Origin of the sequence: Burkholderia cenocepacia (assembly GCF_900446215.1) — a bacterium.
GTDB classification, from domain to species: Bacteria; Pseudomonadota; Gammaproteobacteria; order Burkholderiales; family Burkholderiaceae; genus Burkholderia; species Burkholderia cenocepacia.
Genome location: NZ_UAQZ01000002.1, coordinates 1 through 15,708, shown reverse-complemented (window position 1 = coordinate 15,708; position 15,708 = coordinate 1). Strand labels below are relative to the sequence as shown.

Below are 15,708 nucleotides of genomic sequence, written 5' to 3'. Positions count from 1 at the left end.
ACGGTTACTCAGTCGGCGTCCGCGTGTTCCGGCTTGCGCTGCCGCCGCAAGACCTGTGGCGGATGGCCAAACGCACGCACGAACGACCGCCTCATCCGCTCGGTATCCGCATAACCGGTTTCCCGTGCGATCGTGTCGATGGTCCACGACGAACTCGTCACGAAATCCCGGGCCGTTTCGAGCCGGATGCGCTCGACTGCCTTTGCAGGCGTCAGGCCGGTTTCATCCTTGAAGCGGCGCGTAAACTGCCGCTTGCTCATCCTCGCCACGTCAGCGAGCTTGTCGACGGTCAGATCGGTGCCGAGATTCGCCCGGATGTGCGTGATGACGTCGTGGATCCGATTGCTGCGTGCGGGGTGGTCGATCAGCACGGACGACTGCGGCTGCGACCCCGAGCGCCTCCAGCGCTCGAGCACCAGGTCTTTCGCGACCTGCAATGCGGCGTCCGGGCCGAGATCCTCTTCGAGCATCGCGAGCGCCATGTCCATGGCCGTGCTCATTCCTGCCGAACTCCACAGCATGCCGTCGCGCACGAAGATGCAATCCTTCTCCACCGATACCGCGGGATAGCGATCCCTGAACCGATCGAGAAACGCCCAATGCGTCGTTGCGCGGCGCCCGTCCAGCAGGCCCGCCTCGGCTAGCAGAAACGCACCGAGGCAGATCGACGCCATGCGTTCGACCTTGCCGGACAGATCGACCAGCAGTTCGCGCATGCGGTCCGTGAGCGGCGGCGTCGACAGTGAAGCGCCGACGAATACCGTGTGCAATTCCGACAGCCGCGCCGGTTGCGTTGATGCGTACATGCCGAACGACGCCTCCACGGGGCCGCCATCCTCCGAGATCACGCTCACTTCATAGAGCGAGCGGCCCGCGCGGAGATTGGCGATGTCGAACACGGACAACGCGAGCAGGCTCATTACCTGAAACTGAGGAACGAGGACAAGCCCAATGCGACGCATATTGACCTCATGCGAATCGACCCCGCCGACGCATGGCGGCGGGGTCACAACAAACGGAAAAGCGGGCATGCGGCTGTGATCGCGGCATGCCAACCGGCACTCCGGCGATGCTACAAGATTTTCGAGACGGGAAAGAATGGCCATGCTGCGCACATGGCCGCGCGTTCGGGCCGGCCCGTCGCGCGACGACTGCCGGCGGGCGCGTGCCGGCGGCCTTCATCTCGCCCGAGCCCGATATACCCCACCGCGCGATCGAGTTGCGCGCGATCGACGATCGCATCGATCGTCTCCGACGGATCGAGCGGATGCCCGGGTACGAAACGCCACGACGCGCAGGCGCCCGCGCGAGGCGCCGGCTCGTTGCGCGCACACCCATCGCCGCGCCGCCTCATAACGATCCGACAATTTATTGGTTCCCTTGACGATGCGCCGTCCGTATCGTTCACCGATTCGTCAGACCAATCGACCAACGGGGGAATTCAACAATGAAACAGATCCGGTCATTCGCGTTGCTCGCGCTGCCGGCCGCGCTCTTCGTCGCGGGCGCCCACGCACAAAGCAGCGTCACGTTGTACGGCATCGCCGACGCGGGCATCGCGTACGTCCACAACGCGCAGAACGCGAACGGCAGCAACGCGTCGAACCTCGTCAAGTTCGGCAGCGGCAACCTGTCGGGCAGCCGCTGGGGACTGCGCGGCATCGAGGATCTCGGCAGCGGCCTGTCCGCGCTGTTCCAGCTCGAGAACGGCTTCAACATCGGCACCGGCGCGCTCGGCCAGGGCCAGCGCGAATTCGGCCGCAAGGCCGTCGTCGGCCTCGCGAGCAGCACCTACGGCACCGTGACGCTCGGCCGCCAGTACGATCCGATCGTCGATCTCGTACAGGGCCTCACCGAAGACAACTACTTCGGCGGCGTGTTCGCGACGCCGGGCGACCTCGACAACTACGACAACAGCCTGCGCGTCAGCAACTCGGTGAAATACACGAGCCCGCTGATCTCCGGCTTCCAGTTCGCCGCGCTGTACGGCTTCGGCGGCGTCGCGGGCGCGACCGGCAGCGGCCGCACCTACAGCTTCGGCGCGAGCTACGCGAACGGCCCGCTGTCGCTCGGCGCCGGCTACTTCTACGCGAACGGCGGCACGACGCTCGCCAATGGCGTGCGGACGTGGTCGAGCAGCTCCGACACGCTGTTCAACACCGTGATCAACCAGGGCTTCTCGAGCGCGAAGTCGATCCAGATCGTGCGCGTGGCTGGCCAGTACGTGGCCGGGCCGGCGACCTTCGGCCTCGCGTATTCGAACACGCAGTACGGCGCGGACACGCTGTCGGCGTTCAACCGGAACGCGAAGTTCAACAACGGCTCGGCGTTCTTCAACTGGCAGTTCACGCCGGCGCTGCGCGCGGGCGTCGGCTACAACTACACGTCGCTGACGGGCCCGGCTTCCGCGCACTACAACCAGGTCAACCTCGGCGCGGACTATGCGCTGTCGAAGCGCACCGACCTGTATGCGCTGTTCGGCTACCAGAAGGCGAGCGGCAACACGCTCGACGCGAGCGGCGCGACCGTGAAGGCCGCCGCATCGGTGGGCGCGTACGGCATGAACTCCGGCACCGATACGCAGGAGCTCGCGATCGTCGGCATCCGCCACAAGTTCTGATCGTCCCGGCGCACGACGATCGCCGCAGGCGCGCACCACGAGGCGCGCCTGCTGCGTTTACACTGTCCATCTTCACGTTCGTCACGACACAGGGAGCCCGCGATGCTGACGGTATGGGGACGACGCAACGCGTTCAATGTCCAGAAGGTGATGTGGCTCGTCGACGAGCTCGCGCTCCCGCATCGGCACGTACCGGCCGGCGGCGGGTTCGGCGTGCTCGATACGCCCGACTTCCTCGCGATGAACCCGCACGGGCGCATCCCGGTGATCGACGACGACGGAACCGTCGTCTGGGAATCGCACAGCATCCTGCGCTACCTCGCCGCGCGTCACGGGCGCCCGGGCTTCTGGCGCGACGATCCCGCCGAGCAGTCGCGCGCCGACCGCTGGATGGACTGGGCGCAGACGACCCTGCAGCCGGCGTTCCTCAACGGCGTGTTCCGCGGCTACTACCGCACGCCGCCCGAGCAACGCGACACCGTGCGCGTCGAACAGAGCATCGCGCAATGCGCGCAGTATTTCCGGCTGCTCGACACCGTGCTGGCCGGGCAGCCGTTTCTCGCGGGCGACGCGATCACGCTCGCCGACATCGCGGTCGGCACGCACCTCTACCGGTATTTCGAGCTCGATATCGCGCGACCCGACGTGCCGCACGTCACGGCGTGGTATGAACGATTGAAGGCGCGGCCTGCGTATCGCGCGCACGTGATGATCCCGTTCGACGAGCTGCGCGGCAAGCTCGACTGAGCGGGTGCGAGGCCGGTCGCATCGGCATGTCGCGTACTGCCTGATTTCCCGCCTCTCGCTTCGGCAGGTCGGGACACCGATGAAGATGGCTGACGCCCGCGGCGGTCGATGCCGGGATCAGCGCGTAGCGTGGCGCTGGGCAACGCAATAAACGGCCGCCGCCGTGATCCCGAACATCAGATGAGCGATCAGCGTGATCGTGTCGCGAACCGCGGTGAACCACGGAAAGATCGTCGTGAACCCGTACAGGTTCACGCCGTACAGAAGGAGCCCGAACACGTCGCCGGCGAGTAACGCGGGCCCGAGCGACAGGTGCCGGATGACACGTACCAGCACGGCCGCATAGACCAGCGAAAGCACCGCATGCACGAGCGTCGCCACGCCCATGACCAGCGGATCGAACCCGCCGGGCGCACCGAGCACGCGCGGCCCCATCACGATCGCGGCCGTGAGGCGCGCGTCGCGCAACAGGTTCCGGACGGCGTCATCGCCGCTCATCGCCCAGAGCAGCAACTCGATGACGGTCGATGCGATCGCCGCGCCAACCGCCGCGCAGAGAATCGGGACCGCACTCGCTCGTTTCAATGGTCGCCCTCGTGGCGAACGAGTCGACGGATCGAGGCGGCCGCCATGCAATATGGCTTACGCCCCTTCACAGTCCGACCAGTACGCGAACGGATCACGATGTTTCGGATAGTGCTCGTCGAGCCATTTCAGCAGCGTCGCCCGCGCATTGTCGATGTCGGCCTTCAACGACGACGTCGTCAGTTCGTGCAGTTCGATGGACTTTTCCCGATCCATCACGAAGCAGTTCCAGTCCGGGCCGTCGAGATCCGGATCGTCGGATGCCTTCGACGACTTGCTCCAGCCGAAACGCTTGCGCGCATCGATGTAGTAGCGCGGATGCACCTTCAGATACGACATCTCGCCGCCCTGCAGGCTGCTCTCCGCGCGCAGCACGTCGCGCTCGTCGACGATCTGCGTGACTTCCGGAAGCCGGCGCGAGCGCCATCCGGCGGGTAGCGTCGCCACCGCACGGACGCTGTCGTAGGTGCCCCACTCGAGGCCCCACGCTTCGGCCATGCGCTTCATGAACGCGTCGGCGCTCGGATAACCGCGCAGCTGGATGCGGGTCGACAGCGTGACTTCCACCCCGCCGCGACCGCCGGATGCGCTCGACACCTCGTCGTCCGCTTCGAACGGATTGCCCGGACGCGGCGATTCGCGCTTCGCGTCCGCAGGCGCCAGGCCGGAAAAAAGCTGATCCAGCGCCGCACGCGCCTTCGACGATTTGTCTGGTCTATTCATCGGTTCCCTTTTGTGCAAATTTGAACCCGTACTGCAATGGTTGGTGATTGGCCCATCCGCTGGCCAAAGGCGCGATTCTGCCTCACTCCGGCGATCTCGCCGTTTTCCGCGGCTGCATTGTAACGATTTGGCGGTAGCGGCCGAACGAACCGGAACGCGTGGCCGCCCGCATTCGTGACGCGCGTGCCGAAGCGCTTGCCCGCGCGAGCCGCGGCTGCGCGCTAGCGCAGCGCCTTCACCATGCGCTCCATCAACGCGAGGACCTCCGGCCGATTCTCGCCCTTCGCATGCACGAAGTGATAGCTGAGCAACGAATCGACCTCGTGACGGCTCACGCGCACGAGTGCGCTGCGCTGCAGATACGCATCAGCAAGCGGCGTGCGCGCGAGCGCCACGCCGAGCCCGGCTTCGGCCGCCGCCAGCACGAGGTTGTAATCCTCGAACCGGCGATCCTGCGCACGCGGCTTGAACGGAATGCCGAGCGCATCGAACCACGTACGCCAGCCGGTCACGTCGGAATCGTGCAGCAACGGCATGTCGAGCAACGCCGCGTCGCCTGTTCCTCGGCGCATCCTTGCCAGTTGCGCGGCGAGCCGCGGATGCGCGACCGGATACAGCCGTTCCGGCATGAACGGGCGGGTTTCGAGCTGACGCCAGTTGCCGCGACCGTAACGGATCGACAGATCCGCTTCGCCGCCGGCGATATCCACGTTGCGCAGCTCGATGCCGAGTTCGATGCGCAGCGCGGGCGCTTCGCTTTCGAGCGCGGGTTGCCGCTCGAACAGCCACAGCTGCGCGAATGCGGGCACCACACTCATCCGGACGAGTCGCGGCGTGCGCGGCGAGCGCCACTGATCGGCCGCGCTGTCGATGATCGCGAACGCCTGCTCGATCCGGCCGACGAAGCGCTGCCCGTCCGGCGTCAGGCGCACGCCGCGCGCATGCCGCTCGAACAGCGCCATCCCGAGCCAGTTTTCGACGGCGGCCACCCGTCGGCTGATCGCACCGTGCGTGACGCCGGAGACGTCGGCAGCCGCGAGAAACGACCCTTCGCGCGCCACCGTGCAGACCGTCTCCAGGCTCGCGAGCGGCGGCCGCGGGACCGGCATCGACGCGGCGGCCGCCAACCCGCCGGCCATCTGGCGCACCCGCGCCGGACCGCCGGCGCGCCGCGCGCCCGAGCTGTGAGCCATATTCATATCCGGGTGTTGATCTGTGCGCTAGCTTAGCATCTCGGCACACCGCACCATTGCCGCATGAATACCGTTTCGTCACCGACGTCGCGCAGCGCGCGACAACCGCTCGTCGCGGCAGCCGCGGTTGCGTTCACGATCGTCTCGTGGGCGTCCGCGTTCCCGTTCATCCGCATCGGCCTGCACGGCCTCGCACCGCTGCAGCTCGCGGCGGCGCGCTTCGCGACCGCCGCGTTGCTCGTGATCGCATGGCTCGCGTGGCGACGGCCACCGCGGCCGACGAAAGCCGATGCGTGGCGCTTTCTCGCGTGCGGCCTGCTCGGCATCGCACTCTACAACGCGCTGCTCAATACCGGCGAACAGACCGTGTCGGCCGGCGCCGCGAGTTTCATCGTGAATACGCTGCCGATCTTCACCGCGCTGCTGGCCGCCGTGTTCCTGCGCGAGCGCTTCAATCGCTGGGGCTGGCTCGGTTCGCTGGTCAGCCTGGCCGGCATCGCGGTGATCGCGCAAGGGCAGCCCGGCGGCCTCGTCCTCGGCTCGGGAAGCACGCTGATCCTCGGCGCGGCGCTGTGTTCGGCCAGCTATTTCGTGCTGCAGCGGCGGCTGATCCCCGTGTACGGCGCGCTGCCGTGCACCGCGTACACGCTGCTGGCCGGCGCGGTCCTGCTCGCGCCCTGGCTGCCCGGCGCGCTCGTGTCGCTCGGCGGCGGATCGCGCGATACGGCGCTGGCCGTCGTCGTACTCGGCGTCTTTCCCGCCGCGCTCGGTTACGCCACCTGGACCTTCGCGCTCGGCTACTTCGGCGCGGCGCGCGCGGCCAGCTTTCTCTACCTGACGCCGGCGGTCGCGACGCTCCTGTCGGTGGTGCTGACGGGCGAGCGGCCGGGCATCGCGACGGCGTGCGGCGGCCTGCTCGCGATTGCGGGAGTGATCGTCGTCGCGTTGCGCGGACGTGCCTAGCTGAAGTCGAGCCGGCAGCGAATTGCGCGGCTGACGCGACGATCCGACGGCAGAAGCGAGCCGGTCCCAAAACGCCTCGGCTTCTGCCGATCCGGATGAACGGTCCGGCCCGTGGAATCGGCACCCACTCGTGGGCGCGTGCCGAACTTGACCGTTAGTTGCATAAAGACGGACATCGCGCTCGATGCGGCACGGCGGATGAAACGGGATACACGATTCTCGCGTGACCAAACTGTGCAGACAAATCGACCGAACAGTTCCCGATTGACCGCGCGTCAGTGTCCATGGCTTCGCCCCGGCGACCGGCCGAATAATGGATGTGGCCGTAAGGCCGACGACAGCGAATCGCAGCCTTCGGGCCGCCGCAGCGCACGATTTCCGGCATCCGGCACCTTCGATCTCCGGGCGCCGACCCGTGTCGCGCCGGCCCGCTACGGGATTCGCCGCAGCGCGCAAAACCGGCTTCAGATATATTCATATGAATTGCACCGCGTCGGGTACCGGCCTGCCCGCTCGCCCCGGGCGGCACGTCATGCGGCCCGGCGCGATGCAAGTGAAGCCCGCGAGGGTATGGAGACTCGTCCGATCGCCCCGGCCCCGCAGCCGGCCGGTCGAGACGTCAATAGAAAGACATTCAATTCGGAGATGGCAGATGGAACGAAGCACTGTCGGCATGCGCTGCAAACCCCTGATCACCGTTGCACTGGCCGCCGCCGCGTTCGCGGCCGCGTCGACCGCGCTGGCCGACCAGGTCGTGAAGATCGGCAGCGTCGAACCGACGACGGGTGGCATCTCGCACCTCGGCAAGGACAACGAGAACGGCGCGCGCCTCGCGGTCGAGGAAATCAATGCGAAGGGCCTGACGATCGGCGGCAAGAAGATCACGCTGCAACTCGACGCGCAGGATGACGCGGCCGACCCGCGCCAGGCCACGCAGGTGGCGCAGAAGCTGGTCGACGACAAGGTCGTCGCCGTGATCGGCCACCTGAACTCGGGCACGTCGATCCCGGCGTCGAAGATCTACAGCGACGCGGGCATCGTGCAGATCTCGCCGTCGGCCACGAACCCGACCTACACGCAGCAAGGTTTCAAAACGACCTACCGCGTCGTCGCGACCGACGCGCAGCAGGGCCCGGCGCTCGCGAGCTATGCGCAGTCGAAGGGCGTGAAGAGCGTCGCGGTGATCGACGATTCGACCGCGTACGGCCAGGGCCTCGCGAACGAATTCGAGAAGAAGGCGAAGGCGCTCGGCCTGAAGGTGCTGTCGCACGACGCGACCAACGACAAGGCGGTCGACTTCCGCGCGATCCTGACGAAGATCAAGGGCGAGAACCCCGACGCGATCATGTACGGCGGCATGGACGCCACCGGCGGCCCGCTCGCGAAGCAGGCGAAGCAGCTCGGCCTGCGCGCGAAGATCCTGTCCGGCGACGGCGTGTGCACCGACTCGCTGGCCGAGTTGGCCGGCCCGGCGGCCGACAACGTGCTGTGCTCGCAGGCAGGCGCTGCGCTCGAGAAGATGCCGGGCGGCGCGGACTTCCTCGCGAAGTACCAGAAGCGCTTCAACCAGGGCATCAAGTTCGATGCGCCGTTCGCGTATGACGCGGTCTATATCGCGGTCGACGCGATGAAGCGCGCGAATTCGACGGACCCGGCGAAGATCCTCGCGGCGATGCCGGCGACCAAGTACGACGGCGTGATCGGCACGACGACGTTCGACGCGAAGGGCGACCTGACGCACGGGATCATCTCGATCTACGGCTACAAGAGCGGCAAGAAGACCTTCCTCGACCAGGTGAAGATGTAACCCGACGCGGCGTCGGCACGACGGGAACGCCACCCGTCGGCGCCGGCGCCGCGCGGGCCGGATTCTGATTCACGGAGACGAAGCATCATGTGTGCAATGGCGTATGCGGAATTCCAACAGGAGTTGAAGAAGGCGCAGTTGACGGCGCGCGAGTTCGCCCGCCTGATCCGGATGAACGAAAGTTCGATCACCAACTATTCGAGCAAGGGCACCGTTCCTTCCCACCTCGCGGTCATCGCGAAACTGATCGGCACGCTGGCCGCGCACGAGATCGACTTCCGGCGCGTGATCCGGCAAATGCGGATCGAGCCGAAACGGCCGCGCGGCGTCGGCGTGTTTCCCGCCGCGGAAAAACCGCGTCCGCGGAAAGCGGCGAAAGCCGACGCCTGACCCGCGCCGGCCCAGGTCGAAAGCGGCACGGGGATGGCCGCTCGACGCGCGATCGACGCGCCCTTACGCGCCGCACCGCTACCGCATCACCCTACCGCGCGCACATGATCGAGCAGCGCCTGCAACGGATGGCGCACCTGCTTCGACGACAGGCGTTTCACCTGGCTGCGACACGAATACCCGGTCGCCAGCGCCTCGCCCTCCTGCTCCGGCCCGTCGACGTGCGCGGCCCACGACTGCGCATAGATCGTCTTCGACGTCGCGAGATTGCGCGCCTCGTGCCCGTACGTGCCCGACATCCCGCAACACCCGGTCGCCTGAACCTGCAAGCGCAACCCGCGACGCGCGAACACCTGCGCCCATTGCTTGCCGCTGTCCGGCGCATTGGTCTTCTCCGTGCAGTGCGGCAGCAACCGATATGAAACCGTCGCCTTGCCCGCACCGGCTTCCGGCAACGCGCCCAGCAGCCACTCCTGCGGCAGCGCGACGGTCGGCACATCGGCGAGCCCCGTCACCTTCAGGTATTCCTGCCGATACGTCAGCGTCATCGCCGGATCGAGACCGACCAGCGCGACGCCCGAGCGCGCCAGTGCGGCCAGTTGCGTCGCGTTGCGGATCGCCGCCTTCGCGAATGCGTGAAGAAAGCCCTGCACGTGCAGCGCCTTGCCGTTCGGAGCGAGCGGCGCGAGCCACACCTGGAAACCGACGCGCGCCGCCAGCTCGATCAGCGTCGCCAGTTGCTCGGTATCGAAATAGCGCGTGAACGTGTCCTGCACGATGACGACGCTGCGCGCGCGCTGCGCCTCGCTCAGCGCGGCGAGCGCATGCGGATCGGCCGGCTTCACGTTCCATGCGCGGATCACGGCCGCGAGATCGAAGCGGCTCAGCAGCGGGCTGTCGACCATGCCGACCTGGCGCTCGAGCAGCGTCCTTACCCAGTTGGCGCCCATCAACCCGTTGTACAGCGCGGGCACGCGCGCCATCCACGGCATCGTGAATTCGAGCGAGCCGATCAGGTAATCGCGCAGCGGTCGCAGGTAGCGCTGGTGATACAGCTCGAGAAAGCGCGAGCGAAACTCGGGTACGTTCACCTTGACCGGGCACTGCCCCGCGCACGATTTGCATGCGAGACATCCGGCCATCGCGTCGTACACCTCGTGCGAGAAATCCGCGTCGCGACGACGCGCGTTGCGGCTGTTGCGCCAGCGCTCGGCCAGACCGCGCAGCAACGGCTGCCGCGTGCGCGCCGCCGCGACGACGTCGACGCCGGCCTGCCCTTGCAGGCGCAACCATTCGCGCATCAGCGACGCGCGCCCCTTCGGCGACTGCACGCGTTCGCGCGTCGCCTTCCACGACGGGCACATCGCGTCGTCGGGATCGAAGTTGTAGCACGCACCGTTGCCGTTGCAATGCATCGCGGTGCCGTAGCTCTGCCACACGCGCTCGTCGATCTGCCGGTCGTGGTCGCCGCGCGTCGGCACCTCGTCGATCTTCAGCAGCCGCAGCGTGGGGTCCGGCGGCGTCGCGATCTTGCCCGGGTTGAACTGGTTGTGCGGATCGAACGCGGCCTTCAACTGCTGCAGCGACGGATACAGCTCGCCGAAAAACGCCGGCGCATATTCGGAGCGCACGCCCTTGCCGTGCTCGCCCCACAGCAAGCCGCCGTGACGCTGCGTGAGTTCGGCCACCGCATCCGACACCGGCCGCACCAGCGCCGCCTGCTTCGGGTCCTTCATGTCGAGCGCCGGACGCACGTGCAGCACGCCCGCGTCGACGTGGCCGAACATCCCGTACTGCAGCCCGTGGCCGTCGAGCAGCGCGCGAAATTCGGCGATGTACGCGGCGAGGTTCTCCGGCGGCACCGCGGTGTCCTCGACGAACGGTTGCGGACGCGCTTCGCCCTGCACGTTGCCGAGCAGGCCGACCGCGCGCTTGCGCATCGCATACACGCGCTTCACCGCATCGTCGCCGGCCGCCAGCGTATGGCCGAGACGCTCCACGCTCGTATCGGTGCGCAGATGCTCGACGAACGCGCGCACCTGCGCATCGACGTCGTGTTCGTCGTCGCCGCTGAATTCGATCAGGTTGATGCCGAGCGTCGGACGCGCGTCGTCCTGCGGGAAATACTCGGCCACGCTGCTCCACACGAAGTCCTTCATCGCGAGCATCAGCACCTTCGAGTCGACCGTCTCGATCGACAGCGGCCGGTGTTCGAGCAGCGCGCGCGCGTCGCGCAGCGCGTCCATGAAGCCCGCGTAACGCACGTTGACCAGCACCGAAAACTTCGGGATCGGCAGCACGTTGAGCTTCGCCTCGACGACGAAGCCGAGCGACCCTTCCGCGCCGCACAGTACGCTGTTCAGGTTGAAGCGGCCGTCCGCTTCGCGCAGGTGCGCGAGGTCGTAGCCGGTCAGGCAGCGGTTGAGTTTCGGAAACTTCGCGTCGATCAACGCGGCCTTGTCGTCGCGGATGCGCCGCGCGGTGCGATATACCTTGCCGACGCGGTCCTGCCGCGCGCAGCGGCGCTCCAGTTCTGCTTCGTCGAGCGCGTCGCTGTGCAGCCGCTCGCCGCCCATCAGCACGAAATCGAGTTCGAGCACGTGGTCGCGCGTCTTGCCGTACGTGCAACTGCCCTGCCCGCTCGCGTCGGTGTTGATCATCCCGCCGACGGTCGCGCGGTTCGACGTGGACAGCTCCGGCGCGAAGAACAGCCCGTGCGGCTTCAGCGCCGCATTGAGCTGATCCTTGACGACGCCCGCCTCCACGCGCACCCAGCGCGCTTGCGCGTTGATTTCGAGGATCCGGTTCATGTTGCGCGACAGGTCGACGACGATGCCGTCGGTCAGCGACTGCCCGTTGGTGCCGGTGCCGCCGCCGCGCGCGGCCACCGCGACGTCGCGGTGCGCGGGCTCGGCCAGCAGCCGGGCCAGCAGCTGGACGTCATCCGCGTGCGCGGGGCAGATCACCGCCTGCGGCAGGCGCTGATAGATCGAGTTGTCGGTGGCCTGCACGGTCCGGTTCGCATGGTCCGCGCGGATTTCCCCGGCGAAGCCGGCGGCCTGCAGCGCGACGAGAAAATCGCGGTAAACGGTCGTGGACGGGCTGGCGGGACGGGGCAACGGGACGATCGACATGGGGCAAAGGCGCAATGTGGGTGGGGCCGGCCGGTTCGCGCACGCCAAAACATGATTTTTTGGCAAGTTTCCGCTCGACCGGGAATTCCAGTATCTTTGGATATTCCTTCAGAAACAAACGAATTCTTACCCGGCGAAGCTTGCATAAAACTCATGAATTACCGCCGTCTCACCCCGTCGATGTCGCTGCTGCTCGTGTTCGAGGCCGCCGCCCGGCATGAAAGCTATACGCGCGCGGCCGACGAGCTGTCACTGAGCCAGAGCGCGATCAGCCGGCAGGTCCAGACGCTCGAGGATCAGCTCGGCGTGCCGCTGTTCCGGCGTGAAGGCCGTTCGGTCAAGCTGACCGAAGTCGGCCGCCGCTACTTCGCCGAGCTGAGCGGCGCGCTCGGGCGCATTCGCGGCGCGACGCTGCAGGCGATGTCGCATCAGGCCGGCGCCGGCACGCTGCGGCTGGCCACCCTGCCGACGTTCGGGTCGAAATGGCTGCTGCCGCACCTGCACGGCTTCTACGCCGCGCATCCGGGCGTGACCGTGCACCTTCATTCGCGGATCGGCGCGCTCGATTTCCTCAACGACGACCTCGACGCGGCGATCACCGTCGGCGCGGGCGACTGGCCGGGCCTGCACGCGCACCGGCTGTACAACGAGTTCCTGATCGCGATCGCGCCGCCCGACGCCGGCGGCCGCCGCAAGGCCGACGCGCGCACGCCGGCATGGGCGGCGAAGCAGACGCTGCTGGGCGTGACGAGCAATCAGCAGGCCTGGGCCGAGTGGTTCTCGCACTATCGGCTCGATCATCGCCAGATGCGGATCGGTCCGAGTTTCGAGCTGACGTCGCACCTGATCCAGGCCGTGCGCGCCGGAATGGGGATCGGGCTGGTGCCGAAGGTGCTGGTGGAGGATGAATTGAGCCGCGGCGAACTCGACTCGATCGGCGACGCGATCACCAGCCAGCGCAGCTATTACCTCGTCTATCCGCCGGGCAACGAGACGCTGCCGTCGCTCGTCGCGTTCCGCGAATGGCTGCTGACGTCGTGCTGACGTGCCGCCCGTAGCGGGCTTCAGGCACGCCACTCGCCGAGGATCTGCTCGGCCAGGTAGTCGCACGGCGGGCGCGCAGACTGCGCGCTGCGCGCGAGCACGACCTCGAGTTCGCCGAGTGACGGCAGCCCGTGGCTCTCCGACAGCTGCAACAGGTGATCGGGCACGCAGCAGCGCGCAAGCGGCGCGATGGCGAGGCCGGCCTCGACCATGCTGAGCAGCCCGAGAAAGCTCGGGCTTTCGTATGACATCCGGTACGGAATCTTCCGCCGGTTCAGCGCCTTGATCGCATGATCGCGCGCCATGCTGCCGTGCGAGAACAGCGCAACCGGCAGCGGCCGCTCTTCCCACACGTTGCGCTTCGCCGATCCGGTCCAGACGATCGGTTCGAGCCGGATCAACTCGCCGGACACGCCCTTGACGCGGGTCAGGCACGCGAGGTCGACCGTGTTGTCCTTCAGCATCGGCACGAGCGCGCTGCTCGGCTGGCCGATCACGCGCACTTCCACGCGCGGATGCATCGCGGCGAACTTGCCGAGCACCTGCGGCAGCAGCGACGAGATGTAGTCGTCGGGCACGCCGATCGTCACGCGGCCGCGGATCTCCGGGCGCACGACCGACGCCCACGCCTCGTCGCGCATCGCGAGCATCCGGCGGCCGTAGTCGGCGAGCATCCTGCCGTCGTCGGTCGCCGTCACGTTGCGCGTGTCGCGGATGAACAGCGGCTTGCCGAGCGCGTCTTCCAGCGTCCTGATCTGCATGCTCACCGCCGACGGCGACCGATGCACGGCCTGCGCGCCCTGCGCGAACGATCCGGAATCCGCGACGGCGACCACCATCGCGAGCACATCGAGGTCGAGCTTCTTCATGTCGATTCAGAAAAACTGATCAATCGATTCAGTTTATCCCGTTTTACTGTTCATCTCCATCGCCGGACAATGCATTCCGTCGGCACTCACTCGATGCAGGAAGCAGAAAACATGCATACGTCCGGATCGCTCTACGGGTTTCTCGTCATCGGCGGCATGCTCGCGGTGACGCCGGGGCCGAACATGGTCTACGTGATGTCGCGCTCGATCGCGCAAGGGCGGGCGGCCGGACTCATTTCGCTCGCCGGCGTGATGATCGGCTACCTGTTCTACATGTTCGCCGCGGCGTTCGGCATCACGACGCTGTTCATGAGCGTGCCCTATGCGGGCAGCGTGCTGGGCGCGGTCGGGGCGACCTATCTGCTGTACCTCGCATGGCAGGCGGTGCGGCCCGGCGGCCGCTCGCCGTTCGAGGTGAAGACGCTGCCGAACGAGCAGCCGCTGCGGCTGCTCGCGATGGGCGCGACGACCAGCGTGCTGAACCCGAAGCTCGCGATGCTGTTCGTGTCGCTGTTGCCGCAGTTCATCGACTACGGGCATGGCAGCGTGTTCGGCCAGTCGCTGTTTCTCGGCTCGCTGCTGATTGCCGCATTCGCGTCGGCCAACGGGCTGGTGGCGATCTGCTCGGGCAGCCTCGCGACGTTCCTGCACGGCCGCCCGGCGCTGCTGCTCGCGCAGCGCTGGGTGATGGGCATCATCCTCGGCAGCCTCGGCGTGCAGATGGTGATCGAAGCATCGAAGCTCGCGGGCGTCGCGTGAGCGTCACGCCGCCGCACGCTCCCGCACAGTCGCGGGCCGCGCGCGTGCGGCGGACAAGCAGCGTAAGCGTCACGCGGCGATGGCCTGCCGCTGCGCCTCCAGTTCGCGCACGAGCGGCAGCACGCGCTTGCCGAAGTATTCGACTTCCTCGATGAAGTGCAGGAACCCGGCCAGCACGAGATCGACGCCGATTGCCTTCAGGGCGACGATCCGCTCGGCGATCTGCTGCGGCGTGCCGATCAGGTTCGTGCGGAAGCCGTCGTTGTACTGCACCAGATCCTCGAACGTCGACTTCGCCCAGTTGCCCTCGCCTTCGGGCGACGCCTTGCCGGCCTGCTTCACCGCATCGCCGAACGCGTGCACGGCCTCGACGTGCGCATGCCGGATGATGTCGTCGAGCACGGCCTGCGCTTCTTCCTCGGTGTCGCGCGCGATCACGAACGCGTTGACGCCGATCCGCACGCGATGGTTGTTCGCGGCCGCCTTCGCGCGGATGTCGTCGATCTGCGCCTTCAGGTTCTCCGGCGTATTGCCGTTCGTGAAATACCAGTCGGACACGCTCGCCGCGTTGTCGCGCGCCGCGCGCGAGCTGCCGCCCTGGAAGATTTCCGGATGCGGCTTCTGCACCGGCTTCGGGCTCAGCGTGTAATCGTTGAAGCGATAGAAATCGCCCTTGAACGTGAAGTTGTCCTGGGTCCAGATACCCTTGAGCGCCTGGATGAATTCCTTCGAGCGCCGATAGCGTTCGTCGTGCTCGAGCCACGGCTCGCCGATCGCGGTGAATTCGCCCTTGAACCAGCCGCTCACGACGTTGATCGCGATGCGCCCGTTCGAGATGTGGTCGATCGTCGCGAGCTGTTTCGCGACCACGCCC

Annotated in this window: 14 protein-coding genes; 7 read left to right on the top strand and 7 right to left on the bottom strand. The window is 67.1% G+C overall.

Annotated elements, in window-relative coordinates; genetic code table 11:
* Positions 1 to 8: 8 nt before the first annotated feature.
* Positions 9 to 962: a GlxA family transcriptional regulator gene (locus DTA15_RS09165; protein WP_006490968.1), complete on the bottom strand. Its 954-nt coding sequence runs from the start codon at positions 960 to 962 to the stop codon at positions 9 to 11.
* A gap of 485 nt (positions 963 to 1,447) precedes the next feature.
* On the opposite strand from DTA15_RS09165, the gene DTA15_RS09155 reads away from it, so the two are divergent.
* Together DTA15_RS09155 and DTA15_RS09150 are read left to right on the top strand one after the other, a co-directional pair.
* A complete protein-coding gene (locus DTA15_RS09155; protein ID WP_006490934.1) occupies positions 1,448 to 2,620 on the top strand; it encodes a porin in 1,173 nt (390 codons plus the stop codon).
* Positions 2,621 to 2,722: 102 nt separating this feature from the next.
* A complete protein-coding gene (locus tag DTA15_RS09150) occupies positions 2,723 to 3,367 on the top strand; it encodes a glutathione S-transferase family protein (RefSeq protein WP_006490953.1) in 645 nt (214 codons plus the stop codon).
* Between the two features lie 117 nt (positions 3,368 to 3,484).
* Here DTA15_RS09150 and DTA15_RS09145 read toward each other — a convergent pair whose 3' ends face one another.
* From DTA15_RS09145 to DTA15_RS09135, 3 genes are all read right to left on the bottom strand, one after another.
* Positions 3,485 to 3,952, bottom strand: coding sequence for a hypothetical protein (locus DTA15_RS09145; protein WP_006490948.1), 468 nt, complete (start codon positions 3,950 to 3,952; stop codon positions 3,485 to 3,487).
* Positions 3,953 to 4,009: 57 nt separating this feature from the next.
* Positions 4,010 to 4,675 carry a hypothetical protein gene (locus tag DTA15_RS09140; protein ID WP_006490963.1) on the bottom strand — a complete coding sequence of 222 codons (666 nt, stop codon included), beginning with the start codon at positions 4,673 to 4,675 and terminating at the stop codon, positions 4,010 to 4,012.
* 221 nt (positions 4,676 to 4,896) lie between these two features.
* Positions 4,897 to 5,874, bottom strand: a complete 978-nt coding sequence (locus DTA15_RS09135; RefSeq protein ID WP_034178557.1) for a LysR substrate-binding domain-containing protein — start codon at positions 5,872 to 5,874, stop codon at positions 4,897 to 4,899.
* 57 nt (positions 5,875 to 5,931) lie between these two features.
* Between DTA15_RS09135 and DTA15_RS09130 the strand changes: the two genes are divergently transcribed.
* From DTA15_RS09130 to DTA15_RS09120, 3 genes are all read left to right on the top strand, one after another.
* Positions 5,932 to 6,831, top strand: a complete 900-nt coding sequence (locus DTA15_RS09130) for a DMT family transporter (protein ID WP_006490937.1) — start codon at positions 5,932 to 5,934, stop codon at positions 6,829 to 6,831.
* A 652-nt stretch (positions 6,832 to 7,483) separates the two neighbouring features.
* Positions 7,484 to 8,638, top strand: a complete 1,155-nt coding sequence (locus tag DTA15_RS09125) for a branched-chain amino acid ABC transporter substrate-binding protein (RefSeq protein WP_006490927.1) — start codon at positions 7,484 to 7,486, stop codon at positions 8,636 to 8,638.
* 87 nt (positions 8,639 to 8,725) lie between these two features.
* Positions 8,726 to 9,028: a hypothetical protein gene (locus DTA15_RS09120; protein WP_006490931.1), complete on the top strand. Its 303-nt coding sequence runs from the start codon at positions 8,726 to 8,728 to the stop codon at positions 9,026 to 9,028.
* Positions 9,029 to 9,114: 86 nt separating this feature from the next.
* Here DTA15_RS09120 and ydiJ read toward each other — a convergent pair whose 3' ends face one another.
* Positions 9,115 to 12,162 (bottom strand): D-2-hydroxyglutarate dehydrogenase YdiJ, encoded by a 3,048-nt coding sequence (ydiJ, locus tag DTA15_RS09115; RefSeq protein WP_006490961.1) that lies wholly within the window; start codon positions 12,160 to 12,162, stop codon positions 9,115 to 9,117.
* Positions 12,163 to 12,315: 153 nt separating this feature from the next.
* Between ydiJ and DTA15_RS09110 the strand changes: the two genes are divergently transcribed.
* Positions 12,316 to 13,206, top strand: a complete 891-nt coding sequence (locus tag DTA15_RS09110) for a LysR substrate-binding domain-containing protein (RefSeq protein ID WP_006492443.1) — start codon at positions 12,316 to 12,318, stop codon at positions 13,204 to 13,206.
* A 20-nt stretch (positions 13,207 to 13,226) separates the two neighbouring features.
* On the opposite strand, the gene DTA15_RS09105 is transcribed toward DTA15_RS09110, so the two are convergent.
* Positions 13,227 to 14,075: a LysR substrate-binding domain-containing protein gene (locus DTA15_RS09105; RefSeq protein ID WP_006490930.1), complete on the bottom strand. Its 849-nt coding sequence runs from the start codon at positions 14,073 to 14,075 to the stop codon at positions 13,227 to 13,229.
* A 111-nt stretch (positions 14,076 to 14,186) separates the two neighbouring features.
* Between DTA15_RS09105 and DTA15_RS09100 the strand changes: the two genes are divergently transcribed.
* Positions 14,187 to 14,834 (top strand): LysE family translocator, encoded by a 648-nt coding sequence (locus DTA15_RS09100; RefSeq protein WP_006490923.1) that lies wholly within the window; start codon positions 14,187 to 14,189, stop codon positions 14,832 to 14,834.
* 69 nt (positions 14,835 to 14,903) lie between these two features.
* On the opposite strand, the gene sfnG is transcribed toward DTA15_RS09100, so the two are convergent.
* The coding region (gene sfnG / locus DTA15_RS09095; protein ID WP_111990719.1) for a dimethylsulfone monooxygenase SfnG at positions 14,904 to 15,708 on the bottom strand (805 nt) is incomplete at its 5' end.

Coding starts and splice junctions, on each gene's coding strand:
- DTA15_RS09100 (WP_006490923.1), top strand. CDS start 14,187: ATGCATACGTCCGGATCGCTCTACGGGTTTCTCGTCATCGGCGGCATG.
- DTA15_RS09165 (WP_006490968.1), bottom strand. CDS start 962: ATGCGTCGCATTGGGCTTGTCCTCGTTCCTCAGTTTCAGGTAATGAGC.
- DTA15_RS09110 (WP_006492443.1), top strand. CDS start 12,316: ATGAATTACCGCCGTCTCACCCCGTCGATGTCGCTGCTGCTCGTGTTC.
- ydiJ (WP_006490961.1), bottom strand. CDS start 12,162: ATGTCGATCGTCCCGTTGCCCCGTCCCGCCAGCCCGTCCACGACCGTT.
- DTA15_RS09140 (WP_006490963.1), bottom strand. CDS start 4,675: ATGAATAGACCAGACAAATCGTCGAAGGCGCGTGCGGCGCTGGATCAG.
- DTA15_RS09125 (WP_006490927.1), top strand. CDS start 7,484: ATGGAACGAAGCACTGTCGGCATGCGCTGCAAACCCCTGATCACCGTT.
- DTA15_RS09150 (WP_006490953.1), top strand. CDS start 2,723: ATGCTGACGGTATGGGGACGACGCAACGCGTTCAATGTCCAGAAGGTG.
- DTA15_RS09155 (WP_006490934.1), top strand. CDS start 1,448: ATGAAACAGATCCGGTCATTCGCGTTGCTCGCGCTGCCGGCCGCGCTC.
- DTA15_RS09130 (WP_006490937.1), top strand. CDS start 5,932: ATGAATACCGTTTCGTCACCGACGTCGCGCAGCGCGCGACAACCGCTC.
- DTA15_RS09105 (WP_006490930.1), bottom strand. CDS start 14,075: ATGAAGAAGCTCGACCTCGATGTGCTCGCGATGGTGGTCGCCGTCGCG.
- DTA15_RS09120 (WP_006490931.1), top strand. CDS start 8,726: ATGTGTGCAATGGCGTATGCGGAATTCCAACAGGAGTTGAAGAAGGCG.
- DTA15_RS09135 (WP_034178557.1), bottom strand. CDS start 5,874: ATGAATATGGCTCACAGCTCGGGCGCGCGGCGCGCCGGCGGTCCGGCG.